Origin of the sequence: Microbulbifer elongatus, from assembly GCF_021165935.1 — a bacterium.
Taxonomy (GTDB): Bacteria; Pseudomonadota; Gammaproteobacteria; order Pseudomonadales; family Cellvibrionaceae; genus Microbulbifer; species Microbulbifer elongatus.
This window is the reverse complement of the sequence record NZ_CP088953.1, coordinates 2581354-2606398: the sequence shown is the minus strand read 5'-3', so window position 1 is coordinate 2606398 and position 25045 is coordinate 2581354. Positions and strand designations below refer to the sequence as shown.

The following is a 25045-nucleotide window of genomic DNA, read 5'->3' as shown; positions in this document are numbered from 1 at the left end:
ACGTTAGAACGAGTGTACAAGCTCTGAAAGCGCCGGGATGGAACGGAAGGCGGAGATACCACGACAGTAAAAGAGGAGGAGCACGCCATGGCACGAATCGCTCCGGAAATTGGCAATTGGTTTGAAAACTTCGATACCGGTGATCTGTTTGAAGTGGTTGCCGTCGATCACCCGGCTCGCACCATTGAAATCCAGTACCTGGACGGCAGTCTGGACGAAATCGACTTCCAGAACTGGCCGGCAATGCCGGTCATCGGCGCTGCGGCTCCCGAAGACCCCAACGCCGGGTACGGCACTGTGGCGGATGAAATGCAGGATGACGAAGATGCCGGTTATCGCAGTCCGATTTTTTCCCCCGCACAGAGTGCGATCGACCGGCTCGAGGGGGAAAGCTTCCCCGGTACCGATGAGGGCTTCTGAGCCATTGCACTCAATCCTGATGACCCTGCGCCTGTCAGTACGGAGTGGACCGCGGCATTCGCCGCCACCAGTGCACAGGTCGCTTTGATTGCGCGCCCCTGAAATCTGTATATAATCACAGCAACTGTATAAAAATACAGACAACAGGAAGGCGCTCATGACAAACCTCACCGCACGCCAGGCTCAGGTACTGGAACTGATCAAATCCTATCTGGACGATACGGGCTACCCGCCCACCCGAGCCGAAATTGCCCAGGAGCTGGGTTTTCGCTCTCCCAATGCTGCGGAAGAGCACCTCAAGGCACTGGCCCGCAAAGGTGCAATTGAAATGGTCGCCGGCGCATCCCGCGGCATCCGTATCCCCGACTACAACAATGGCCTGCCGATCGTGGGCCGCGTTGCAGCGGGTAACCCGATTCTGGCGGAAGAGAATATCGAGGAATACTGTGAGATTCCCGCGGAGTTTTTTCATCCGCCGGCAGATTACCTGTTGCGGGTGCACGGCATGAGCATGAAGGACGCGGGTATTCTCGATGGGGATTTACTGGCGGTGCAGCGCACCGACAATATTCGCAATGGGCAGATTGTGGTCGCGCGTATCGAAGACGAAGTCACGGTAAAACGCTTCAAGCGCCGCGGGAACCAGGCGACGGTGCAGCTGCTGCCAGAGAATCAGGATTTTGATGTGATTGAAGTGGATATGCGGGATCGCAGCTTTGCGATTGAAGGTCTCGCGGTGGGTGTGATTCGCCAGAATCCGATCTGATGTTGGCGGTGTAAGCGGCGAGCCTTCAGGTTTTCCGGCCCCCGTTGCCGGATCAAGTACGGCACAGGCTATTCGCCGGGATGACGAATCGCCAAACATTCCGAACCTCGTATTTCGAACATAAAAAAACAGGGCTTCAGCCCTGTTTTTTTATGTATACGAATCAACCACAGAATGATCAGTGAATGGTGTGCTCGGTGAGGTCTACCTCTTCATCCTCGAACGGCTCTGGCTCCATCTCATTGATGTCCTGCACCGCTTCGATCCCAGCTTCCAGCATGGCGCGGGCTACGGCCACCTTGTGTTCCCGCAGGAAGTGCTGGCTCTCGTCCGAGAAATGAATACGCACCAGCGGTTCCCCTTTGTGACCAGCGCGTCGCAGCGCCACATCACCATTGGACAACTCAATGATTTCGTAAGTCTCGGTAGACATTCACTTCTCCAATAACCGCGTGATTTGGAGGCAGTGTAACACAGCGGCGCCTGATTAATCAGCGGGCAGCGGGTGATAGGTTTCCTTCCTGCCCCGGGGGATCACCACTCCTGGCTGTGGGCCCGCTGGCGCTGAATCAGCTCGGACAGCCCCTGATACCACTCCTGTACCCGCTCCCGGGTGAGCGGCTGATCCGAAGTGGCCACACTCCGGCCCAGATCATCAAGCTGACGCACCGGGATGACGGACTGAACACCGCTGGCAGGGCTGGATGTGGTGGCCGAGGAAACACTCAGGGCCCACAGTCGATGCCAGGCCCCGCAGAGACCGGCAAACCAGCTGTCGGGGTTTTCAGCAAGACTGACTAGCTCATTGGCCTCAGCACTGAACTTCCCGCGCTGGGCGACCAGGTGCGCCAGCGCATGGGCGGTTTCCGGTTCAGCACCGGTGGCAAAGCCCAGCTGCATCTGGTGCCCCTGCTCCGCCAGAAACCCCCGGTACCCACGCCACAGCTGCACTACCGCCGCTTCCAGCAGGGAGGCTTCCAGCAGTGGAGTATCCCCCGCTTGCGCGCTGGATTGCAGCAGCAGCTGGGCTTTGCGCAGTGCCGACGCGACGGTTCCGGTATAGGGATTACTCAAACTGCATTACCCACTAGTCTTTCTCCCAGATTTCCTGGATCCCGGCATGCGCCGGGATGATGGAGAGCGGCGTCCCGGCCAGTTACTTGGCCGGGGACTTTTTGGCGGCTGCCTTTTTCTTCGCCGGCGCTTTTTTGGCGACCGCTTTCTTGGCAGGCGCTTTCTTGGCAGCGGCTTTTTTCTTCGCCGGTGCTTTTTTCGCAGGAACGTCTATCTGCCATTTGCCATCGCGATAGAAGGCTTTCCAGCCAGTGGCCTTGCCGTCCTCTTCACTCTGAACGTACTGCTCCTGGGTTTTACGACTGAACCGCACAACCGTATCTCGGCCTTCGTTGTCTTCGGTAGGCGCCGAGAACAGGAAACTGTACTTGGGATCAATCTCATCCTTGTGGGGCAGCAGCTCCTTGACCAGGGGCGCGCGGGTTTCACGATTTTTCGGGAACTGACTGGCCGCAAGGAACAGCCCGGACGCACCGTCGCGCAGGATGTAGGTGTCTTCCACCTTTTCACAGGCGAGCTCCGGCATGGGCACCGGATCCATTTTCGGCGGTGCCGGCTGGCCGCTTTTCAGCAGCTTGCGGGTGTTTTTACAGGTCTCGCTGGTACAACCGAAGTACTTGCCAAACCGGCCAGACTTCAGCTGCATGTCGGCACCGCACTTGTCGCACTCGATGACCGGACCGTCGTAACCCTTGATCTTGAAGGTACCCTTCTCAACCTCGAAACCATTGCAATCGGGATTGTTGCCGCAAATATGCAGTTTGCGGTGTTCGTCCACCAGGTAGTTGTCCATGGCGGTGCCACACTTGGGGCAACGGCGCTTTTCACGCAGCTGACGGGTTTCCGCATCTTCGTCTTTCTCGGCATCCACGGCTTCTTCACCGGACACCAGATTCATGGTGTTGGTACAACGCTCCTTGGGTGGCAGCGCATAGCCGGAACATCCGAGGAATACGCCGGTGGAACCGGTGCGAATCTGCATGTGGCGACCGCACTTGCCGCACTCGATGTCTGTATCCGTCGGCGTATTGCGGCGCATGCCGCCCTCTTTGTCCTGGGCCACTTCCAGGCGCTTGCTGAAGTCGGAGTAGAACTCGTTCAGCAAGTCTTTCCAGCCCTTCCTGCCTTCTGCCACGGTATCCAGTGACTCTTCCAGGCTGGCGGTAAACCCGTAATCCATCAGGTTGGTAAAGCTTTCGCTCAACCGGTCGGTGACGATATCGCCCATTTTTTCCGCGTAGAAACGGCGATTTTCCAGGCGTACGTATCCGCGATCCTGAATGGTGGAGATGATCGAGGCATAGGTAGAAGGGCGGCCGATACCGCGCTTTTCCAGCTCTTTCACCAGCGCCGCTTCACTGAAGCGCGCCGGCGGTTTGGTAAAATGCTGCTTTGGATCCAGCTTTTTCAGGTTCAGTTTTTCACCGACCTTGATATCCGGCAGCACCAGATCTTCGTCTTTCTTGCTCTGCGCGGGTGCGACTTTCAGGAAGCCGTCGAAGCGGATTACGCGACCGCGGGTGCGCAGCTCGTAATCGCCAGCGGTGACCACCACCGAGGTGGAGGTAAACTGGGCCGGCGTCATCTGACAGGCCACAAACTGCTGCCAGATCAGGGTGTACAGACGCTCGGCGTCGCGCTCCATACCGGACAGCATGTTCGGTTTCACCCGTACGTCGGAAGGTCGAATCGCTTCGTGCGCTTCCTGCGCCCCCTCTTTGCTGCTGTAGCGGTTGGGGTTTTCCGGCAGGTACTTTTCGCCGTAATTCTCACCAATAAATTCGCGCACGGAAGACACCGCTTCGGCACTCAGGTTGGTGGAGTCGGTACGCATATAGGTGATGTAACCCGCTTCATAAAGTCGCTGGGCCATCATCATGGTTTTCTTCACGCTGAAGCTGAGGCGGTTGCTCGCGGCCTGCTGCAGGGTGGAGGTAATAAATGGTGCACTGGGCTTGGAGCTGGTGGGCTTGTCGTCCCGGGCGCTTACGGTGAAGTCGCTGGACTGCAGCGCCTTCAGCGCCGCCATGGCCTGCTCTTCATTGGTGGGCTTGAAGGCTTCACCGGCCTGCTTTTTCACTTCCAGACGCAGGGGATCGGACTTGGCGGTTTGCGTATCCGCAAACAGGGTCCAGTATTCTTCGGGGATAAACGCGCGAATCTCACGCTCGCGCTCCACCACCAGTTTCACCGCAACGGACTGCACGCGACCGGCAGACAGGCCGCGGGCAACTTTCTCCCACAACAACGGCGAAACCATGTAGCCCACAATGCGGTCGAGGAAACGGCGCGCCTGTTGCGCGTTCACCCGGTCGATATCCAGAGGGCCCGGATCTTCAAACGCCTCCTGAATGGCAGACTTGGTGATTTCGTTAAACACCACCCGCCGGTAACGCTGCTCATCCCCACCAATGGCTTCCCGCAGGTGCCAGGCAATGGCCTCCCCTTCGCGGTCCAAGTCCGTTGCGAGATAGACATGGTCGGCATTCGCGGCGAGCTTGCGCAGCTCATCGACCACTTTCTCTTTACCGGGGAGGATTTCGTAGTGGGCCTCCCAGTTGTGATCCGGGTCAATGCCCATGCGCTTGATCAGCTGCTCACGGCTTTTCTTGCGCTTGTAGATCTCTTTGGCTTCCGGCGACAGCTTGCGGGTTTCTGCCGCTCGGCGCGCACGCTCTTTGGGATCCACGGCCTGTTTCGCCGATGCACCGGTAGGAAGATCTCGGATATGACCAATACTGGACTTAACCACGAAGTCCTTTCCGAGATACTTGTTGATCGTTTTTGCCTTCGCCGGTGACTCGACGATGACCAGTGATTTACCCATAAGCTTTTGATTTTTAATAGAAAATTTACTGCTCACGCACTTTGCGCCAGCCTCCGTTTCGACGGTGCGCTGCGCGAATATATATGCTCCGCCCCCAGTGTGGTCAAGCAAATCGGCGAAATCAGAGTCAAATTGGTTACCAATTCCTGACTGCGGCCGGCGCCTGTGACCGATGATTCCGGGGTTGGTTCAACCGGTTAAAACAGTAGCCCAGATCTCCGGGGCGGCCAGTTTTCTTGAGCACCAGGCGTCGGCTAGGCCTCGCCAGGCTCGCTCCGGGACGGCTGACGTATTGCTTCTTCTATTACTGGCCGCTGCGCGGCCAGTGCCTCCTGAATCTTTCCCAAACCGTCGTCACCACTGCGCTCACGCCATTGCACGCCCAGGCCGCTGTCGTTGGCATAGACCGCAGTGACGTCCGCGGGCAATGCCCCGATCAGCTCTTTCAGCGCCGGCTGTGCCGCTTCGGGCGCCGGGCGCCCCTTACGCCAATCCCAGGGCCCCTGAAAGTGCATTTCATGGGACATGCGTTGCACCTCCAACCCCCAGCCGATATTCAGCCGGCGTGGGTTGCGCCACTGGGAAAAATAGGTCGCCGCAGACCCCTCCCCCAGTGCCTCTGGCAATGTCTGAATTTGCACTTTCAGGCCGGCGCTGGCAGCCTTCTGACGGAGGTCGGCAAGCTGACGCTCGCGGCTGCTGGGCTTCAACCACATGACCGGGCCGATCACCAGCACGACGGCAAAAATAATGACAACGATGGGCACCCAACTGGCCATGGTGTGTTTCCTGTCAGAGTCGAGAAGTAGCAATGTACGCACTTTGGCGTCGCCGAACGTGGTCGCAACACCTGTTTCAGGCGCGCATTTTTCTCCGCAACGGGGCGGTTGTGTCAAGTCTGTTTTTTTAAAGTAGACTGAATGAAGCCATCGGCAGCCGGATATTTTTACCCGAATGCCGCGCATTCACGCATGATCTATGCGAAATACCATCGGAGATTGAGAGGAACCCATGTCAGGCTATAAGAACATACTGGTTGGACTGGACCTATCGGTAGAATCTTCCCAGGTGCTGGCGCGCGCGAGCGACATTGCCGCCTGCTCGGGCGCACAAATGAGCCTTGCGCACATTATCGAACCACTGACCTTTGCCTACGGCGGCGATATTCCCATGGACCTGTCGGAAGTGCAGGAGCAGCTACAGAATCAGGCCAGGGAACAACTGCGCAAAGCCTCACAGGGCCTGAATATTCCTGAGGAGCGGCAATACGTGGTACTCGGGCAACCGGCCACAGAAATTCATCGCCTGGCGGAAGAAAGCGGCTGCGACCTGATCGTGATCGGCAGCCATGGACGCCACGGGCTGGCCCTGCTGCTCGGGTCCACGGCCAACGGTGTACTGCACGGCGCCGGTTGTGATGTGCTGGCGGTGCGGGTCCACTCCCCGAGCGAATAGCATCAGCGCAGAATTGCGCCGCCACGCATTCCCCCCACCCGGCGCCAGCCGGTGGCCCACGGAGTGGTTCTACTGCCATGGCGATATTGGCGCTAGCGGCTACAGGCTATCGAGTTCCGCCCACCGCTCGAAAGCCTCCTCCAGGGCGGCCTGCAAGTCTGTCAGTACTTTCAGGCGTTCCTGTACAACGCCACTGTCCTGCTGATAGAAATCCGGCGCACCGACCTCCGCTTCCATGGCGGCGATCTCTTTTTCCAGCTTCTCGATCTGGCCCGGTAACGCATCCAGCTCGCGCTGCAGCTTGTAACTGAGCTTCTTCGGTTTGGCCGCTGGCGTACTGCCTGCCGCCGGGGAATCAGCGGCGGGCGCCCGGTCTTTGCCGGCGGCCTGCTTGCGCGTTTTCAGCTGTTCTTCGGCGCTGAGAAACTTACCACCCTGGCGCACAAAATCTTCATAACCGCCTACGTATTCCCGCACAAGGCCATTGCCTTCAAATGCCAGACAACTCTCCACCACGTTGTCGAGGAAAGCCCGGTCGTGGCTCACCAGCAGCACCGTCCCGGAGAAATCCAGCAGCAATTGTTCCAGTAGTTCCAGCGTTTCCACATCCAGGTCGTTGGTGGGCTCGTCGAGTACCAGGATATTGGCGGGCTGGCTGAACAGTTTGGCCAGCAGTGCGCGGTTGCGCTCACCACCACTCAGGGCACTGACCTTGGTGCGCGCTTTAACGCCGGTAAACAGGAAGTCGGCGAGGTAACCCATCACATGCTTGGTGCTGCCGCCTACCTGAATGTTTTCACGGCCCTCGGCAATGTTGTCCACCACACTGAGGTCGGGGTCGAGCACATCCCGACGCTGATCGAAATAGGCTACCTGCTGTTTGGTACCGAGCCGGATACTGCCTTCCTGGGGCTCGAGATCTCCCAGTAACAGCTTGATCAGGGTACTCTTGCCCACCCCATTGGGGCCGATCAGACCGACCTTGTCGCCCCGCATCAGGGTGAAATTCAGGTTGCGGATCAACGGTGCCCCATCGCCCTGTTCGCCGGCACTCTCGCCCCCAAAACCAAAGGTGACGTTTTTCATCTCCGCCACCAGCTTGCCGGACTTTTCGCCGGCATCCAGAGACATTTTTGCCACACCCTGGCGATCGCGGCGGGCCTTGCGCTCGTTGCGCAACGCCTTGAGCGCGCGTACCCGGCCTTCGTTACGGGTGCGCCGGGCTTTAATCCCCTGGCGAATCCAGACTTCTTCCTGCGCGAGCTTTTTGTCGAACAGGGCGTCGTTGCGGGCCTCTTCTTCGAGCTGTTTTTCTTTTTCCTGCTGGTAGCGATCAAACGGGCAATGAAATACCCGAAGAATGCCGCGATCGAGGTCCCACACGGTATTGGCGAGACGCTGGGCCAGCGCGCGGTCGTGGCTTACAAACAGCAGTGCGCCACGGTAACTGGACAGGAAATCCTCCAGCCACTCCACCGCGGCGATATCGAGGTGGTTGGTGGGTTCGTCGAGAATCAGTAGATCCGGCTCCGTCACCAGTGCCCGAGCCAGTGCCGCGCGGCGCTGCCAACCGCCGGAGAGGTCCTGCACTCGTGCGCTTTCATCCAGATCGAGGCGGTCGAGGACACTGTCAATCCTCGCCAGCAGCTCCCAACCATGGGCGTTGTCGATCTTCGCCTGCAGGTCGGGGTTCTGGTTGTCCCGGTACTCGGCGAGCCAAGCACCCACATCTCCGAGCCCTTCCGCCACGTACCGGTACACCGTCTGACCACAGTCCTCTGGCAGCGCCTGCTCGAGGGTGGCGAGCACCATCCCTGTCTGACGAATGATTTCGCCCTCATCCGGATCCCCCTTGCCACCAATCAGGCTGAGCAGGCTGGATTTCCCCTCGCCATTGCGGCCCACCAGACAAATCCGGTCACCGCGATCCACCTTGGCGCTCACACCATCCGCCAGAACCTGCACGCCATAGCGCAATCCGACGCCATCCAACTGAAGCAACATAATTAACCACTACAATGTGTTTGAGATGCCGGAACAAATCGGAATCGGGGACATCTGGATGACCCGTCCGCCCGGTTTGTGTCGGCGTCCGTGTAAAAAGGGCATTTTACGCATTATTCTTCATCCCATCGAATAAGCGATTTCGCAATCGGGTTTTCAGTATGTCGATTGGCAGCAAGGGATTCGCCACTCTCTTAACCAGCCTCACGTTCGCGCTTGCCGTCGCAGTCGCCGGAAGTCCGGCAGCACTGTCGGCAGATACCGCCGAGGCCAAGGCCGCGGTGGCACAACGGGAAAAGCTGCAGCAAGCGCGCCTTGCGATCGCCCACAACGACCAGCGCCAGTTGCGCGCACTCAAGAAAGCGCTCAAAGACTATCCGCTGCTGCCGTATATCGAATACTGGGCGCTCAGCAAACGCCTATCCCGTCTGCCCTATGACGATATCGACGCCTTTCTGGCGAAGTATGAGGGCACCGCGATCGGCGACTGGATGCGGGTACGTGTGCTGCGGGAACTGGGCGGCAGGGACCGCTTCAAGGCGTACCTGAAGTACTACGACACCGAGAAGATCCAGCGCACCCAACTGCGCTGCTACTACGTGGATGCACTGACCCGCCACGGCGACAAGCAGAAGGCCTACGATCTGATCGCCGAGCTGTGGACGGTGGGCGCCTCACAGCCCAAAGAGTGCGACCCGGCCTTTGCCCGCTGGATGAAAGATGGCGGTCTAACTCAGGAGCGCGCCTGGCAGCGCCATACGCTCGCGGTCAGATCCGGCAACCTGGATCTGGCGGCCTATATCGCGCGCCAGCTGGATAAGAGCCGCGCCGCCCGGGCCGAGCTGATGCGAGCCGTTTATCGAAAACCCGAGCAGATACTCAACTACAAAAAATTTATCCGCGAGGAGCCGGAATACCGCGATATCGTCAATATCGGGCTTCGCCGGTTGGCGATCAAGGACGCCCCCAAAGCGAGCAAGGCCTGGGATCGATACAGCGCGAGTTACCTGTTCAGCGACAAAGAACGCGACGACTATCTGCAGTATCTGGCCCTGCGCTTTGCCCGCCAGGACGACAAGCAGGGGCTGCAGGCCCTGATTAAAAACAACCCCGGGTTTTACGACTTGCGCACCTCGGAGTGGCTCATCCGCCAGTCCCTGCGCGAAATGGACTGGGCACAGATTGAGTTCTGGATCGATCAGCTGCCCGCGGAAGATCAGAAGCTGGATCGCTGGCTGTACTGGAAAGCCCGCGCCATTGAAGAGCAGCTGGCAAGCGCGGGCAAAAAAGATCCGGCGCGTCAGGCGCTGGCGAAAAAGCTCTATCAGCAGGCGGCGGCGGAACGCAGCTATTATGGATTTCTCGCGTCTGACACCATCGGCGCAGACTACAGCTTTGTGGACCGCCCTGCGCCGATAACACCCAAGCTGGTAAACGAGGTGGCGGCGCGACCGGGGATGCAGCGGGCTCGCGAACTGCAGGCTATTGGTGAGTTCTACCACGCGCGCCGGGAGTGGAACTACGCCACCGAGCCGATGACCACCGAGGAGCTGATGACTGCGGGCAAAATCGCCAACTCCTGGGGCTGGTACCACAAATCCATCCAGTCGATCCTCGCGGCAGACTATCTGGACGATCTGGAGCTGCGCTTCCCACTGGCGTTTTCCGACATCGTCAGTGACGTCGCCAAGCGCATGGGTAAAAAAACCGCCCTCAACGACTATCTGGTGCTCGCGGTCGCGCGGCAGGAGAGCCATTTCAGTCACGATGCCAAGTCTCACGCCGGAGCCATGGGGCTGATGCAGTTGCTGCCCTCAACCGCCCAGGCCACCGCGCGCAAGGCCGGTGTTCCCTATCGGCGCAGCTGGGATCTGCTGAACCCCAGCACCAATATCAATCTGGGCGCGTATTATCTGAATTCACTACTCAATCGCTTCGACAACAACCGGTTCCTTGCCGCCGCCGCATACAACGCCGGCCCCACGCGGGTATCGCGCTGGCTCAAAGACACCAACAAGCAGCTGCCGTTTGACGTGTGGATCGAAACAATTCCTTACAGTGAAACCCGTAAGTATGTGCAGAACGTGCTTTCCTACTCGGTCATCTACGCCTACCGCAGCGGCAACAAGGCTCCTCTGCTGAACAGGAACGAAGCGGAAGCAAAGTGGTGACGCGGCCTTTCCGAAGAAAGACCGCTATCCAGACAGGATAAAGAGAGAAGCGTTGCGATCAGGCGGCGCTTTCAGACGACCCGTTGCGCCAGCCAGGCATCCAGTTCCTCGCTGGTGAAGGGCCAGCAGAGCACGTCATCGGTCGCCCCTAAACCAACCACCGGTATGCTCCAGCCGAACAGCCGGGTGAGGGTTTCGTCCTCGGCGATATCCACGGACTCCAGCCGCAAGGGGTACTTGTCCAGCAGCGGCCAGATTTCCACTTTCGCCTTCTCACACAGACTGCAGCCAAGGGTGGTATAGAGAATCAGGTTCTGCGTCGCCACCGGTTACACCAGCCCCTGGCCTTTCGCCCACATAAATCCGGCAATACCAGCACAGGACAGCAGCACACCCAGCCACACCCAGCCCATGTTGCCACCCGCGGTGGCCGAATCGCCGCCGTACCGGGAGCCACCGGCGGGCACCGAAGACGCGTCGTCGCTGCCCAGATTGTCTCGGGTCACTCCACGCTGTTCCGGGTGGCGCCCCCGCTGCATCGCCTGATCCAGCGCCGCACTCTGGCGCGCAGCATCCGGCATGGTGACCGCCTGGCGCACGGTGGTTTTGTCGAGATCATCCGCTGGCCCCACCACACTGAAGCTGAGACTGTCGAAGCGCAGTTCATCACCGCGGCGTACTCGCGATTCGGTAATCCGCTGATTGTTCAGGTAAGTCCCGTTGGCAGACCCCAGGTCCACCACGAACAACAGGCCCTCGCGTACCTCAAGGCGCGCGTGACGCCGGGACAGGTGGGACATGGCAAAGGTGAGATCGCATTCATCGGAACGCCCCACCACACTGGTCTCCCGCACCGGGAAGACCCGGCCAACAATCGCAGGGTGATTGGCGCGTAACGCCCAGGAAACATTTGCCGCATTACCTGCCGCCTTCACCCGCGTGATCTTCGGGTCGATCACCGCCAGGTTGCTATTGCCGAGCTGAATGCGATCGTTGCGACTCAGGGCACAGCTACCGTCGACCTGCTTGCCATTGACGGCCACCTGGCCGCCACCGGAGAGATTGCGCAATTCCAGTGCTTCGCCATCAACCAGAATCTCCGCATGCAACTTGGCGACAGACGGATCACCCAGTGTCAGGTCACACTGACTCCCCCGTCCGATCGTGACCCTGGGTGCAACCAGCCACACACTCTGGCTGGCATCTTTCACGTCACACAATTTCAACATGTTTTGGGCTTCCTTGAAGGCGCTAAAAGGCGTACAATTTTTAACCAATCAAAATGATCGACACTGCCCCGCTGGTCTGTTCAGCGTCAGGTTGGCGGTGCCGATGCACTGAAATTCCGCCAACCTGGGAACCTTGGCGGAAATTTTTCATACTCCAAGTGTCTGAAAGCATCGCTGGCAGTTTATCACGGCCAATTTCATTGGCCTGTGATTCCGTTTGCAGCTTACAATGGCCTCAGGCTCTAGTATGGAAGCGCGATTTCCCTCAAGGACTCCCTACCCCAAAGGATTTCAGGGGCAGGAAAGAGGCAAACCACAAGTTTGGCGCTTTCGACAATAACGACAGGTAACAGGTAGTTGCATACCAGTGAGTGAAGCCAACCTACGGGAACACCCCAGTGGTGTGAGCCAACCCGCCGCCCGCGCCACCACGCGCAGCGCGGGCGCGACCCACACCGGATACCGCCGAGAACAGAACGAGGATGCGTTCTGGGGCGACGAGACTCGCGGAGTCTGGGTAGTGGCCGATGGCCTCGGCGGCCACCAGGCCGGGGAAATCGCCAGCCAGACCGTGGTCGAAGAAATTCAACGCTCTTCCGCCACCGACCGTCATTACGAACAGGCGCTGCGCCGCGCGCATGCACTGCTCGCCGGTGACGAGAGCAGTGCCACTGCCATGGGTACTACCGCGGTAGTGGTTGCCGAAGACGGCCCTTACTTCCACATCTACTGGGTAGGCGACAGCCGCGCCTATTTGTGGACCCCCCCAGCGCGCAACGACAACACCCCATCTAACGCCTGCGACAGCGAGCCTCACGGCTCACTGAAACAGCTCACTGTCGATCATTCTTACGTGCAGATGCTGGTGGATTCCGGCGCGATCAATCAGGAAGAAGCTGCCAACCACCCGAATCGACACGTCATTACTCGCTGCATTGGTGGCTCCGCGAACCCCAGCCTCGAGATCGATCGCGCGTCCTTTTCCTGGAATAGCGGCCAAAAACTATTGCTGTGCAGTGACGGCCTGAGCAATGACGTAAGCGCGGCGGAAATCTGCCAGATACTGACAGAAAACCCGAACAACCAACGCGCCAGTGAACTTCTAATTGCGGCCGCACTGGATGCCGGCGGCCGCGACAATATCACGGTGCAGGTCATCAGTGCGCCGCATAGCGGCGCGGAAGCTGCACCCGGTGAAAATGCATACAGCGTTGACAAAAATGGTCAGTCAACCTCGGAAAACCGGAACTCCCGCACACACCGGCAGCCACCTGTGTCCGGTAAATTTCGTTCTGCACGCGGCAAACTGATCCGCAGAATCGCTACACTTTCGATAATTTTTTCGCTAAGTGCTTACGCGGCCTGGCAGCTGCTGAACGGATAATAAGGAACAGGCTCGAATGGAAGTAGTCAGCAGCGGCATTGCTTCGCTGGAAATTCCCGGCTACCAGATCCTGAAAAAAATCAATCAGGGTGGCATGTCTACCGTGTACCTGGCCACCCAGCGCAGCATGGGTCGCCAGGTCGCCCTCAAGGTCATGTCGCCGGTGCTCAATGCCGACCCGATATTTAGCGAGCGCTTTCAGCGCGAGGCGAATATTGTCGGCCAGCTCTCTCACCCCAACATCGTTGCCATTCACGATATCGGCCGCTATCGCAGCCTGAATTACATCGCCATGGACTACCTGCCCGGGGGCTCCGTGGCCGATGCACTGACCAAGGGCGCGATCGAACCGCTGGAAGCCCTGCACATAACCCGGCAGATCGCCATGGCATTGGATCACGCCAGCAATAAAGGGTATGTGCACCGGGACCTGAAACCGGAAAATATTCTGTTCCGTGAAGACGGCTCCGCAGTGCTCACCGATTTCGGTGTCGCGCGTGCGGTGGCGCGTACCACGCGCATGACCAATACCGGTATGGTCGTGGGAACCCCGCACTATATGAGCCCGGAGCAGGCACGTGGCGCCGCAGTGGATGGACGGGCAGATCTCTACAGCCTGGGTGTGGTGTTTTACGAAATGCTCACCAGTGCCGTGCCCTACCAGGCAGAAGAAGCGGTCGCCATTGCCATCAAACACCTGACGGACCCCATCCCGCGTCTGCCGGCGCGCCACTCTCTGTACCAGGGGCTGATCGACCGCTTTCTTGCCAAAGATCCGGAGCAGCGCTTCCAACGGGGGCTGGACGTGGTGGATACCATCGACCAGCTGCTGGCGGCACTGGACGGTAAAACACCCGCTCCCACCACCAAGCTGAACAATACATCCGTGCGCGTCTCCAGCTTGTTGCGCGCTCTGGTAATGACGCTGTACGGCACTATGACCGACCGCCTCTCGGCGGCCTGGGCACGCCTGCGAGACAAACCACTGCACCAGCAGAATACCCGCTCGGAACAGCAGACCATCATGCGATTCCAGCAGGTCATGCAGCACACCGCACCGGTGAAAAAGCGCTCTTGGGTGTTGGCCGGCATGATCGCGGTGAGCTTTTGCCTGGCTTGGGTACTCTTCAGCCTGTTCAGCAACAAATTTCAGTGGCGAACAGAGTCCGGACTGGTGAATAACGCGGTGGACATGACGTCCCAGGCACTACTACCCACCGGCGATGACAGTAGCGCCGCCGCACAGATAGCCCCCGCGAATGCCCTGCCCGGCCCACTGCAGCCCGCGCCCTTGGCGGATTCCGCGTCGGTAGCCAATCAGGTGCGACCGGTGCTCCGGCAGCCCGCCACTTCCGCTGGCAGCGGGGAAGACGCGGAGGCCGTCGCGACAGCGCCAGCCGTGCTCGACCGCGGGGAGACGGAGTCCGTCGAAACGGAAGCCGCAGCGGACACTGCCGCCGTGGACAACACCGAGGTCGCCGCTGCCGAAGTGGCGCAGCCAGTGATTTCCACCTACGCACTCACGGTTTCTGCGGTACCCGCCGACGCCCGAATCCGGATCATGAACATCGTGCCCCGCTACTCCCCTGGGATTGCCCTGGAGCCCGGTCGCTACGACGTGGAAGTGAGCAAACCGGGTTACAGTACCGTGCGGCGCTGGGTCGAGGTCAGCGGTGCCGACGTCAATCTGGCCGTGCAGCTTGAGCGCAAATTTTTTCCGGGTAAATCTTTTCAGTCACCTCTGAAAGATGGCGGCAATGGACCGGAGATGGTTGTGGTGTCGCCAGGCTCTTTCACCATGGGAAATAACGCTCGCCCATTCACCAGCCCGGAACACAAGATTACGATCCGCCGCCCGTACGCCATTGGCGTACACGAAGTCACTTTCAATGATTACGACCGCTACGCCAAAGCCAGTGGCCAGGGCCTACCGGGCGACCAGGGCTGGGGTCGCGGCACCCGACCGGTGATCAATGTCAGCTGGCAGGAAGCGCAGGAATACGCGCAATGGCTCAGCGAACAGACCGGACATAGATACCGGCTGGCCAGTGAAGCGGAGTGGGAGTACGCCGCCCGTGCAGACAGCGATACCCCCTTCTGGTGGGGAGACAGCAGCGCACGGGGTAAAGCCAACTGCCGCCGTGGCTGCGCCAGCGAATTCAACTCCCTGTTCTCTATTTCCAGCGCACCGGTAGGACACTACAAGGCCAATGACTTTGGCCTATACGATACCGCCGGCAACGCCGGTGAATGGGTACAGGATTGCTTTCTAGGCGATTTCACCAATCACCGCAGCGATGCGCGCCCGGTACAGCTGAAAAACTGCGACCTGCGCGTGGTGCGCGGGGGCTCCATGCGCGAGCCACTGCGTAACATCAGCTCAGACTACCGCACCGGCCTCAATGAAAAGGCGCGTTCCAAAGAGGTCGGTTTCCGCCTGGTTATGGAGCTCTGAGTACCCCGCTGACACCAGGCGCCACCACTGCTCAAGAAGCCTCACAACTCAGTATTCAGCGCGCGCGAATTTCCCATACATTGTGAATTTTCGGGTTGCGCTGAAAATCCTTGTCCAGCAGTTTTGCCGACAGGTTCTCCACCGCAAACGCGGCCTGAATCTCTGCATCCATTTTGAAACTACGCAGGTTATTGGAAAACAGCAGCACACCGCCGCTGTTCAGCAACGCCATGCACTGGCGGATCAGGTCCGGGTGGTCCCGCTGGATATCCAGAATCCCCTGCATTTTCGCCGAGTTGGAAAAAGTCGGCGGATCAAGAAAAATCACATCGTAGTGCCCGCGCCGATTGTCCTGGGCAGCCTTCAGCCACTGCAGACAGTCGGCCTCGATCAGCTGGTGGCGATAGGGATCCATACCGTTTTCACGGAAGTTACGCTGGCCCCAGGCCTGATAGGTTTTCGACAGATCCACGCTGGTGCTTTCACTGCAGCCGCCGATGGCCGCCTGCACAGTGGCGGTTGCGGTATAGCAGAAAAGGTTCAGCAGCCGCTTGCCCGTTGCCAGCTTGCGCAGGTGCTGGCGTACCGGCCGGTGATCCAGAAACAGGCCGGTATCCAGGTAATCCCATAGATTGATTTCCAGTTTCGCACCGTACTCATCGGCCCAGAAAGTGCGTGTATTGTCCGCCCCCTGATCGCCGCGTTGCTGGCCCGTGGATCTGCGCTGCGTCTGCTTCTGATACTGCGCGCCACTGTCTTTATGGCTGTGTCGGCGGCGCTCTTTGATGGAGATATGCCCGGGGGCCAACCCCAGCACTTGACGGGTGGCACGCACCAGGTCCATCAGTCGGGTACGCGCTTTCTGCTCGGGGATGCTGGCCGGTGCCCGGTACTCCTGAATATGTGCGAAGCGTTCTCCCTCCACCGAGTGGTACACATCAATCGCCGCCGAGTATTCGGGCAGATCCGCATCGTACAGGCGGTAGCAGGTGACCCCGTTGCGCTGGGCCCACTTGCCGGTCGTGCGCAGGTTTTTCTGCAGGCGGTTGGCCACCATCTGCGCTTCGTCCGATAGACGGGGTGCGCTGCTATCACCACCTTTCTCCGCGGACTGTGCATGTATATCGAATAACAGAAGCTGGCTGGGAATACTGCCGTTAAACAGTTTGTACTGTTTGTGGGAACGCAGTCCGGTGGAATGGCACAGCTCCGGATTACCGGTAAAAATACCCGCTTTCCAGCCACCAAATTCCTGTTTGAGTTGCTGGCCCAGTTCCGCGTAGGTTTCCCGCAGCGCTTCCTGTTCCCCCAGACGCTCCCCGTAAGGCGGATTGACAATCACCAACCCGGGTTGCACCTCCCGGTGACTGGGCACCTTGAACCCGGCAACGGGCCGGCAGCTGACCCTTACGTGCCGGTCCAGGCCCGCGCGCGCGATATTGGACTCCGCCGCAAACAGCACCTTGGCATCGGCATCGTAACCGCGAATTTCCGGCAGGACTTTCGCCAATCCCGCCGCGCGCCGTTGCAGCGCTTCTTCTCGTAGTGCCAGCCAGATATCACTCTGGTGATTGAGCCAGCGTTCGAAGCCGAACTCTTCACGCAGCAGGCCCGGCGCCACGTCGGCGGCCATCAGCGCCGCTTCAACAAGAAAGGTACCGGAACCGCACATGGGGTCTAGTAAAGCGCCGCCCTCTTCCGCGATTTTCGGCCAACCGGCGCGCATCAGCAGTGCCGCCGCCAGGTTTTCCTTCAGGGGAGCGGCACCGATATGGGTGCGGTAACCGCGACGGTGCAGGCTGTCGCCACTGAGGTCGATGGCAATTTCCAGCAGATCGCGATGCAGGCGCAGCATGACCGACAGATCCGGATCGCGCTTGTCGACATCCGGACGCGCGCCAGTCACCTTGCGCAACCGGTCAACGATGGCATCCTTCGCTTTCTGGCCGCCAAATTGGCTATTGCGAATCTCCCGGTTCGTACCGGAAAACTGTACCCACAAGACCCCGTTGGGACTGATGTGCTCTTCCCAGGGCACGTCTGCCACGGCGCGATACAGCGCTTCGGCATCCTCGATGCGTGACTGCCCGAGGTTTAGCAGTACCCGGTTGGCAAGACGACTCCACAGGTTTACCCGATACCCCATCTGCAGGTCACCCGCAAACCGCACCGCCGCGGGCTGCTCCTTTTCCACGCTGGCGCCCAGTTGCCGCAATTCGTCAGCGAGCAGGTTTTCCAGCCCCTTTGGGCAGGTGGCGGTAAATTGGTACTTCTCAGTCAAGGGATCAACCTCTCAGGGCTGCGGCGTCACCGTAGGTTTTCCGCAGAAATTAACAGTGCCATTCTGGCAGAATTTGTGTGGCCATTTTAGCCACTCGAACCGTTCGTGGCGCAAGCATACCGCAATCAGAGATTCTGTTCTGCCCGGCCTTTTCCGAAGCGCGACAACTTTTCCCTGCCTAGACGGATTACGCCTAAACGGCCGATTTTTCATAAAAAACGGTTCGTTCCCGGTGGCGTGTGAATTTGGTTAACTGCAGCTCTTCTCACCGGTCGAGCGCCACAATAAGCTGGAAATGGACAAAGGGGGAAATTGGGTGATGTCGGTCTGGCAGAGTTTGCCGGCCGGCTGGAAAAACCAGAATGAGGTATCACATCTATGAAACGCCAAAAACGTAATCCGAACGATAGAGCTTTCCACAAAGGTTACGTTGCTGCCGTTGAGGGCAGAAACCATGACAGCTGCCCCCACGAGAACGGATCACTACACCAGGAGTGGGTGAACGGCTGGCGACAGGGACGGGAGGATATCTGGAGTGGCTTCGGTCGTGCGGCCCAGGCCCAGCGCATGGAGAGTATGTAACTGGCACATAAGGGGAAGTCAGAACGCTTATGCCAGCATCTTCTACACTGAAATCTGAACGGTTTTACTCAATGTAACGCATACGTTTGTCACGTGCTTGTTTCGTTATTGAGTAAGAAAATCCCGAGTCAACGCAGTGCGTATCGACCCGGGATTTTTTTTGCCCGCTGGTGTGCCTCGCGAGCTACTTCTTACGCTCGATGATCCGTGCCTTGTGGAGCTCGGCAATACCCTCCGCCGCTTCGCGAATGACTTCCGGTCCCCGGTAAATAAATCCGGAATAGATCTGTACCGCTGTGGCACCGGCGCGAATCTTCTCCGCCGCAGTCTCACCGTCAAAAATCCCCCCCACACCGATAATCGGGATATTGCCATCGAGGGCAGATGACAGCTTGCGAATCACTTCCGTGGAGCGCTCGGTCAATGGGCGACCACTCAACCCGCCCTGCTCCTCACCATGTTCCAGGTTTTCCACTGCAGATTTGTCAATGGTGGTGTTGGTGGCGATCACGCCGTCAATCTCGTGCTCCTGCAGGGTATGCGCCACCTGCGCAATGGCGTCGTCGTCCATATCCGGAGCAATTTTCACAGCCAGGGGGACGTAGCGGTCGTGTTCCGCGGTCAATTGTGCCTGTTTCTCTTTCAGCGTATTCAGCAACTCGCTCAAACTGTCGCCAAACTGCAGATCCCGCAGCCCCTTGGTATTTGGGGAGGACACATTGGCGGTAATGTAATCCGCATGGGCATACACCTTCTCCATACAGATACAGTAATCCTCTGCCGCTTTCTCCACAGGTGTATCAAAGTTCTTGCCCACGTTAATACCGAGCACACCGGAATAGCGACGGCGCTTCACCCGTTCCAGCAGGTAGTCCACGCCTTCATTGTTGAAGCCCATACGATTGATGATGGCCTCCGCCTGTGGCAGACGGAACAGGCGTGGATGCGGGTTGCCCGGCTGCGGGCGCGGAGTGACGGTACCCACCTCGACGAACCCGAAGCCGAGGGCGCCAAGGCCGTTAAACGCCTGCGCGTTCTTGTCCAGCCCGGCCGCCAGTCCGACGGGATTGGGCAGAGTCAACCCCATCAATTCAACCGGATCGTCCGGTACCGACTTACTGAACAGCGACATCAACCCCAGGCGCTCCGCCGCGCCAATGGCATCCATCGAAAGGTGATGCGAACGCTCGGGATCGAGGGCAAACAGGGCTTTGCGTAAATGCTGGTACATGGGCTTCCTGGCAATTGACAAGGTTTTTAACGGCTTGAATACGATAAAGCCCCACCCGAAGCGCGTCCGGATGGGGCTTGGCTATTGTACGGAAAACCGGGCCGGACGAAAAACCGGCCCGCGCTTCCCCAGTAGCTAGTTGCTCAACAGCGATTCCTGATCCGCCGTGGCATTGGCCAGGTACATCAGCTCTCGCAGGGCAACCGTGAACATGGCGAAATCCCCCTGGGTCGAGGATTTGAGTTCTTTCATCAAGTTTTCCCACCGCTGAATGGACTGCGCCATCAGTGTCACCCAATGATCTACCGCACTGTCGACATCGAGTCCGTCGTCACTGGCCAGCCGCAGGATATGTGTCGCCAGACGTGCCAGCTGACTGTCCAGGTCGTCCATACTGGTTTCCCGCGCCTGGGACTGCCAGAAGGTTTCCGACGGCAGGTCGATAATCTGATTGCCGAACCAGTACAGACCCAGTCGGTCCGCCAAGGCGAAGTAGGTTTTGGCCACCTCTTCCACCGGCCGGTCGCTAAAGGCGGCGGTATGGGAAATACCCAGGGCGGAGAACAGGTAGGTGGGCGACGCTGCCAGCAATGCCAGATCCTCCGGCACATTCGCCGCCATCAGCTGCTCGTGGCGGGACTGCCACTCCCGCAGGGGCTCGCCACTCAACACTTCCGGCAGCGCACGAATGACCCGTTGAACGGGCTCCTGATAAAGCGCGCTTTCTCTGGCCGGGTCCAGCTCACCGCGACGATTGCGTACAAACCAGCGGGTAGCGCGACGTACGCGGCCAATCATGGAGCTCATCAGCTGCAACTGCATCTCCGCAGGCACCTGATAATCCAGCAGGGCCACGCCATCCTGGAATTGCGGCATCAGGTACACATCCCGGGCGCTGATATAGGCGGCGGCAATAGTGTCGATATCCGCGCCGGTGGCCCCGCTGATGCGATGATAGAAGGTAATGCCCATGCTGTTGACCATTTCATTGGCCACCTGGGTGGAAACGATCTCCCGACGCAGCTGGTGGTCGTATACCAGTGCCCTGTAGCGCGCCACCAGTGCCGGCGGAAAGGCAGATTCCACGGCTGTCTGCACATAGTCGTTGTCGATGATATGTGCGTCCAGCAATTCTTCTTTCAGCTTGACCTTCACGTAGGAGATCAGCACCGAGAGTTCCGGACGGGTGAGGTACTGCTTCTTGCTCTGCCGCTCGTTGAGCACCTCGTTGTCTGGAATAAATTCCAGCTGGCGGCGCAGGCGCCCTTCACTTTCCAGCGCGTTGATCACACGGCGGAATTCATCGAAACGGTCGCCCACCTGATAGGCCGCCACACTCAGCGCACTGGTCTGATCGTAGTTGTTGGTGAGAACCAGCTCGGCCACGGACTCGGTCATTTCCTCCAGCAGCTGATTGCGCTGCTTCTCGGTCAGATCCCCATTGGCAACCACCTTATCCAGCAGGATTTTGATGTTCACCTCGTGGTCGGAGCAGTCCACGCCGCCGGCGTTATCAATAAAGTCGGTGTTGCAGCGGCCACCATTCAGCGAGAACTCGATACGGCCGCGCTGGGTCATGCCCAGATTGCCGCCCTCGCCGAATACCTTACAGCGCAGTTCACTACCGTTCACCCGCAGGTTGTCATTGGATTTGTCTCCCACCTGGGCATGGGTTTCCGCGCTGCCTTTTACGTAAGTACCGATGCCACCATTCCAGATCAGGTCCACCGGCGCTTTCAGCATGGCGCTGATCAACTCGTTGGGCGTCAGCTGATCCGCTTCAATCGCGAAGGCCTGCTTCATTTCCGGGCTGATTTTCACGGATTTGGCACGGCGCTCGAAAATGCCCCCTCCCTTGGAAATTAGACTCAGGTTGTAGTCCGCCCAGCTGGAACGGGGCAGTTCAAACAGGCGCTTGCGCTCCTGATAACTGCTGGAGGCATCCGGGTTGGGATCGACAAAGATATGCAGGTGGTTGAAGGCACCCTTCAGGCAGATATGTTCGGACAGCAACATCCCGTTACCGAATACATCCCCGCCCATATCACCAATACCGATCACCGAGAAGTTTTCGGTCTGTACATTGACCCCCATCTCCCGGAAATGGCGCTGCACGGAAACCCAGGCTCCGCGCGCGGTAATCCCCATCTTTTTGTGGTCATAGCCGTTGCTGCCACCGGAGGCAAAGGCATCACCCAGCCAGAAGTCATACTCGGCGGCGATGCCATTGGCAATATCCGAGAAGGTCGCCGTGCCCTTGTCCGCGGCCACAACCAGATAGGGGTCGTCCTCATCGCGACGAATCACCCGCTCCGGCGGGATTACCTGACCATCTTTCAGGTTGTCGGTGACATCCAGCAATGCGCGGATGAAGGTTTTGTAGCACTGAATGCCGGACTCGATAAACGCTTCGCGGCTGTTATCTGCCGGCGGCTTGCGCACCACAAAGCCACCCTTGGCGCCACTGGGGACAATCACCGCATTCTTCACATTCTGGGCTTTTACCAGCCCCAATACTTCGGTACGGAAGTCTTCCAGACGGTCGGACCAGCGCAGACCACCGCGGGCCACCTTGCCGCCGCGCAGGTGCACACCTTCCACCTGTGGGGAATAGACGAAGATTTCGAACAGCGGGCGCGGTTCCGGAATATTGGGGATATCCCGCGGGCTGAATTTGATCGCGATGTAATCCTTGGGTTGGTCGTTCTCATCCAGCTGGAAGAAGTTGGTCCGCAGGGTGGCGCGGATCAGGTCCAGATAGCGCCGGATCACCTGGTCTTCGTTCAGGTTGTCCACCGCGTCGAGACCGTCATGGATCTTGTTGATCAGGCGCTCGACCCGGGCATCATCCTGGCGGTCCGCGGAGTTGATTCTGGGGTCGAACATGGCGCGGAACAGCGCCACCAGGTTGCGGGTAATTTCCACGTGGTTTGCCAGGGTTGCCGCAATATACGACTGGCTGGCACTGAACTTGGTCTGTTTCAGATATCGGGCATAGGCGCGCAACATGGTGACTTCGCGCCAGTTCAGCCGGGCTGCCAGTACCAACCGGTTGAAGGCATCACTTTCCGCCACGCCGTCCCAGATCGCCGCGAAGGCATCCTGGAACAGGGAGCGCGACGCCTGTGCGTCCACACGGGTGGGCAGGCCGAACTCCAGATGGAACTCGTGCATCCACACATCCTGCTTGCCCCGCGGGCGGATGGTATAGGGGAACTCCCCCATTACTCGCAGCCCCAGGTGCTCCAGTACCGGAATCACATCGGACAGGGTCAGGCCGCCGCCGACGTTGAACACTTTAAAGCGCAGGCTGCCGGGCTCCGCGCCTACCGGCTGGTAAAAACTCATGGCCACGCGGTTGTTGTCACTCAACTCCTGGATGGAGGTGACATCCTGCACCGCGATGCGCGGTTCAAAGTCTTCCCGGTAACCGGCGGGGAAAGCCTGACCGTAGGTGCCAATCAGGCGACTGCCCTCTTCTTCCCCGTGGGTTTCAATCAGGGATCTATGGAATACGTCTTCCCAGCTGCGGGTTATATCCACGATTTGCGCCTCCAGTCGCGCCACATCAAATTCCACGGGTTCATTGGGGTCAACCCGGAATACCAGGTGTACCCGGGCGAGGATTGATTCTGAAAAATAGGTGGTGAAGTCGGAATCCAGCGCGTGTACCGCACGGGCAATGCGCTCACTGATTTTCTCCCGCACCTCACTATTAAACTGGTCCCTTGGCACATACACCATCGCTGAAACGAACTTGCCAAACGGATCTTTGCGCATGAACAGGCGCAGCCGCGCGCGCTCATTCATCGCCAGCACGCCGTGGGTCGTGTCGAACAGTTCGCGGGTGCTGCTCTGGAAGAGCTCGTCCCTGGGGAAGGTATCCAGAATACGCTTCAGAGCTTTACCGTCGTGGCTGGTAGGCGCCAGGCCACTCTGCTCGATGACCGACGCCAGCTTGCGGCGGATGATCGGAATCTTCGACGGGCTCTCGGTGTACACCGGTGAGGTGTAAAGGCCCATAAACGCGGATTCGCCGATCACCTCGCCCTTGTCGTCGTAGCGTTTGATACTGACGTAATCGGAATAGGCCGCCCGATGGACCCGGGACTTGACCGACGATTTGGCGAAGGTGAGAAAGTTCGGCCCCTGATAGAACCGCTGCTTGCCTTCATTGAAGGCGTATTCCGGTGTGGGCTGGGCGCTTTCTTCCAGCTTTTTGAAGATGCCCAGTCGGCGGTTCTCGACCTCGTGCAGAACTTTCTTGTCGCCCTGCTGGGAGAACTCGTATTCCCGGTAGCCAAGAAAAGTGAAGTTGCCATCCCGCATCCACTGCAGAAAGGCGCTGGCCTCTTCCAGGTTGGCGTCATTATCGGCAATTCCCGCCTGCAGCTGATCTTCCATGGCTGCGCAGGTATCGAGCATGGGCACGTAATCGTCGACCACCAGCTCCACATCTCCAAGCACATCCTTCAGCGCCCGCGCCATATCCGAGGCGTGAGAGGCACTGGTATCGAGATTGATCTCCAGATAGATCAGCGCCTCGCTGGTGATGCGCGGGTCGTCCTGACGGTCTTCGCTCTGGCGATGTGTGGCGGATATCAGATGCTGCAGCCGGCCACTGTCGTCCCGCTGCATCTGCATCACGGTGCTTTTGATGGAGTGAATCACCGTGTTGCGACGGTTGATCTCCATGCGCACCGAGTCCACCAGGAAAGGCATATCCCGCTGCAGCACACAGACCACTGTATGAGAGCATTCCCAGCCATGCTCCTCCAGGCGTGGGTTGTACACCCGCACTTTGGGTTCGCCGCCACTGCGCTGCTGAATAAAATCCCAACAGGTGTATAGGCACCCGTAGACATCCACCAGACGCCTGCCCGCCAGATCCTCCAGCGGGTATTGATTCAGAAACTGCTCGGCAAAGGCCTCTACAGGCCCAGCCTTGTCCCCCAGCTTATCGCGAATGACACTGCTGACCTGTTCCAGCAGCTCTTCCCGGCTATCGGTAATGACCGTCGCCATATTCACGTACGTCCTCCCATTCCGATGCGATCGCCATCGCACCCGACTGATTAATCTGAGCTGGCACATAGGGTGCCAGACTCCGCCCGCCTGATTCCACCTGTCGTATGATTTGCCCATCTGCGCGGGTATGCGTCACCA

17 protein-coding genes are annotated in these 25045 nt (G+C 58.9%); 7 read left to right on the top strand and 10 right to left on the bottom strand.

Annotation, left to right across the window (positions count from 1 at the left end; all coding sequences use genetic code 11):
• Positions 1–87 precede the first annotated feature (87 nt).
• Both LRR79_RS10645 and lexA read left to right on the top strand, forming a co-directional pair.
• On the top strand, positions 88–420 hold the full coding sequence (locus tag LRR79_RS10645; protein ID WP_231757192.1) for a DUF6763 family protein: 333 nt from the start codon (positions 88–90) through the stop codon (positions 418–420).
• Positions 421–577: 157 nt separating this feature from the next.
• The gene (lexA, locus tag LRR79_RS10640) at positions 578–1186 is read left to right on the top strand and encodes a transcriptional repressor LexA (RefSeq protein ID WP_231757191.1); all 609 of its coding nucleotides are present in this window, start codon (positions 578–580) and stop codon (positions 1184–1186) included.
• 178 nt (positions 1187–1364) lie between these two features.
• On the opposite strand, the gene LRR79_RS10635 is transcribed toward lexA, so the two are convergent.
• From LRR79_RS10635 to LRR79_RS10620, 4 genes are all read right to left on the bottom strand, one after another.
• On the bottom strand, positions 1365–1619 hold the full coding sequence (locus LRR79_RS10635; RefSeq protein WP_231757190.1) for a hypothetical protein: 255 nt from the start codon (positions 1617–1619) through the stop codon (positions 1365–1367).
• A gap of 101 nt (positions 1620–1720) precedes the next feature.
• Positions 1721–2260 carry a DUF6586 family protein gene (locus tag LRR79_RS10630; protein ID WP_231757189.1) on the bottom strand — a complete coding sequence of 180 codons (540 nt, stop codon included), beginning with the start codon at positions 2258–2260 and terminating at the stop codon, positions 1721–1723.
• An 82-nt stretch (positions 2261–2342) separates the two neighbouring features.
• Positions 2343–5087 (bottom strand): type I DNA topoisomerase, encoded by a 2745-nt coding sequence (topA, locus tag LRR79_RS10625; RefSeq protein WP_231757188.1) that lies wholly within the window; start codon positions 5085–5087, stop codon positions 2343–2345.
• A gap of 254 nt (positions 5088–5341) precedes the next feature.
• Positions 5342–5866 (bottom strand): hypothetical protein, encoded by a 525-nt coding sequence (locus LRR79_RS10620; RefSeq protein WP_231757187.1) that lies wholly within the window; start codon positions 5864–5866, stop codon positions 5342–5344.
• 232 nt (positions 5867–6098) lie between these two features.
• Between LRR79_RS10620 and LRR79_RS10615 the strand changes: the two genes are divergently transcribed.
• Positions 6099–6542 (top strand): universal stress protein, encoded by a 444-nt coding sequence (locus LRR79_RS10615; RefSeq protein ID WP_231757186.1) that lies wholly within the window; start codon positions 6099–6101, stop codon positions 6540–6542.
• A gap of 99 nt (positions 6543–6641) precedes the next feature.
• Here LRR79_RS10615 and abc-f read toward each other — a convergent pair whose 3' ends face one another.
• On the bottom strand, positions 6642–8546 hold the full coding sequence (gene abc-f, locus LRR79_RS10610; protein ID WP_231757185.1) for a ribosomal protection-like ABC-F family protein: 1905 nt from the start codon (positions 8544–8546) through the stop codon (positions 6642–6644).
• Between the two features lie 161 nt (positions 8547–8707).
• Here abc-f and LRR79_RS10605 point away from each other — a divergent pair, with 161 nt between their 5' ends.
• A complete protein-coding gene (locus LRR79_RS10605) occupies positions 8708–10717 on the top strand; it encodes a transglycosylase SLT domain-containing protein (protein WP_231757184.1) in 2010 nt (669 codons plus the stop codon).
• 71 nt (positions 10718–10788) lie between these two features.
• Here the strand turns inward: LRR79_RS10605 and LRR79_RS10600 are convergent, their stop codons facing one another.
• The gene (locus LRR79_RS10600; protein ID WP_231757183.1) at positions 10789–11043 is read right to left on the bottom strand and encodes a glutaredoxin family protein; all 255 of its coding nucleotides are present in this window, start codon (positions 11041–11043) and stop codon (positions 10789–10791) included.
• Positions 11044–11046: 3 nt separating this feature from the next.
• Positions 11047–11946: an FHA domain-containing protein gene (locus LRR79_RS10595; protein WP_231757182.1), complete on the bottom strand. Its 900-nt coding sequence runs from the start codon at positions 11944–11946 to the stop codon at positions 11047–11049.
• Positions 11947–12313: 367 nt separating this feature from the next.
• Between LRR79_RS10595 and LRR79_RS10590 the strand changes: the two genes are divergently transcribed.
• The gene (locus LRR79_RS10590) at positions 12314–13330 is read left to right on the top strand and encodes a PP2C family protein-serine/threonine phosphatase (protein ID WP_231757181.1); all 1017 of its coding nucleotides are present in this window, start codon (positions 12314–12316) and stop codon (positions 13328–13330) included.
• Between the two features lie 16 nt (positions 13331–13346).
• Complete coding sequence (locus LRR79_RS10585; protein ID WP_231757180.1) at positions 13347–15785, top strand: bifunctional serine/threonine-protein kinase/formylglycine-generating enzyme family protein; 2439 nt, start codon at positions 13347–13349, stop codon at positions 15783–15785.
• A 55-nt stretch (positions 15786–15840) separates the two neighbouring features.
• On the opposite strand, the gene rlmKL is transcribed toward LRR79_RS10585, so the two are convergent.
• Positions 15841–18066 (bottom strand): bifunctional 23S rRNA (guanine(2069)-N(7))-methyltransferase RlmK/23S rRNA (guanine(2445)-N(2))-methyltransferase RlmL, encoded by a 2226-nt coding sequence (rlmKL, locus tag LRR79_RS10580; RefSeq protein WP_231757179.1) that lies wholly within the window; start codon positions 18064–18066, stop codon positions 15841–15843.
• 378 nt (positions 18067–18444) lie between these two features.
• Here rlmKL and rmf point away from each other — a divergent pair, with 378 nt between their 5' ends.
• Positions 18445–18648 carry a ribosome modulation factor gene (gene rmf / locus LRR79_RS10575; protein ID WP_231757178.1) on the top strand — a complete coding sequence of 68 codons (204 nt, stop codon included), beginning with the start codon at positions 18445–18447 and terminating at the stop codon, positions 18646–18648.
• Positions 18649–18832: 184 nt separating this feature from the next.
• Here rmf and LRR79_RS10570 read toward each other — a convergent pair whose 3' ends face one another.
• Both LRR79_RS10570 and LRR79_RS10565 read right to left on the bottom strand, forming a co-directional pair.
• Positions 18833–19879, bottom strand: coding sequence for a quinone-dependent dihydroorotate dehydrogenase (locus LRR79_RS10570; RefSeq protein ID WP_231757177.1), 1047 nt, complete (start codon positions 19877–19879; stop codon positions 18833–18835).
• 135 nt (positions 19880–20014) lie between these two features.
• Positions 20015–24904 carry an NAD-glutamate dehydrogenase gene (locus LRR79_RS10565; RefSeq protein WP_231760015.1) on the bottom strand — a complete coding sequence of 1630 codons (4890 nt, stop codon included), beginning with the start codon at positions 24902–24904 and terminating at the stop codon, positions 20015–20017.
• Positions 24905–25045: the final 141 nt, after the last annotated feature.

Bases quoted from the DNA above. Each gene is read 5' to 3' on its own strand.
- LRR79_RS10645 (WP_231757192.1), top strand. From the start codon at position 88: ATGGCACGAATCGCTCCGGAAATTGGCAATTGGTTTGAAAACTTCGAT.
- lexA (WP_231757191.1), top strand. From the start codon at position 578: ATGACAAACCTCACCGCACGCCAGGCTCAGGTACTGGAACTGATCAAA.
- LRR79_RS10635 (WP_231757190.1), bottom strand. From the start codon at position 1,619: ATGTCTACCGAGACTTACGAAATCATTGAGTTGTCCAATGGTGATGTG.
- topA (WP_231757188.1), bottom strand. From the start codon at position 5,087: ATGGGTAAATCACTGGTCATCGTCGAGTCACCGGCGAAGGCAAAAACG.
- LRR79_RS10620 (WP_231757187.1), bottom strand. From the start codon at position 5,866: ATGGCCAGTTGGGTGCCCATCGTTGTCATTATTTTTGCCGTCGTGCTG.
- LRR79_RS10615 (WP_231757186.1), top strand. From the start codon at position 6,099: ATGTCAGGCTATAAGAACATACTGGTTGGACTGGACCTATCGGTAGAA.
- abc-f (WP_231757185.1), bottom strand. From the start codon at position 8,546: ATGTTGCTTCAGTTGGATGGCGTCGGATTGCGCTATGGCGTGCAGGTT.
- LRR79_RS10605 (WP_231757184.1), top strand. From the start codon at position 8,708: ATGTCGATTGGCAGCAAGGGATTCGCCACTCTCTTAACCAGCCTCACG.
- LRR79_RS10595 (WP_231757182.1), bottom strand. From the start codon at position 11,946: ATGTTGAAATTGTGTGACGTGAAAGATGCCAGCCAGAGTGTGTGGCTG.
- LRR79_RS10585 (WP_231757180.1), top strand. From the start codon at position 13,347: ATGGAAGTAGTCAGCAGCGGCATTGCTTCGCTGGAAATTCCCGGCTAC.
- rmf (WP_231757178.1), top strand. From the start codon at position 18,445: ATGAAACGCCAAAAACGTAATCCGAACGATAGAGCTTTCCACAAAGGT.
- LRR79_RS10570 (WP_231757177.1), bottom strand. From the start codon at position 19,879: ATGTACCAGCATTTACGCAAAGCCCTGTTTGCCCTCGATCCCGAGCGT.
- LRR79_RS10565 (WP_231760015.1), bottom strand. From the start codon at position 24,904: ATGGCGACGGTCATTACCGATAGCCGGGAAGAGCTGCTGGAACAGGTC.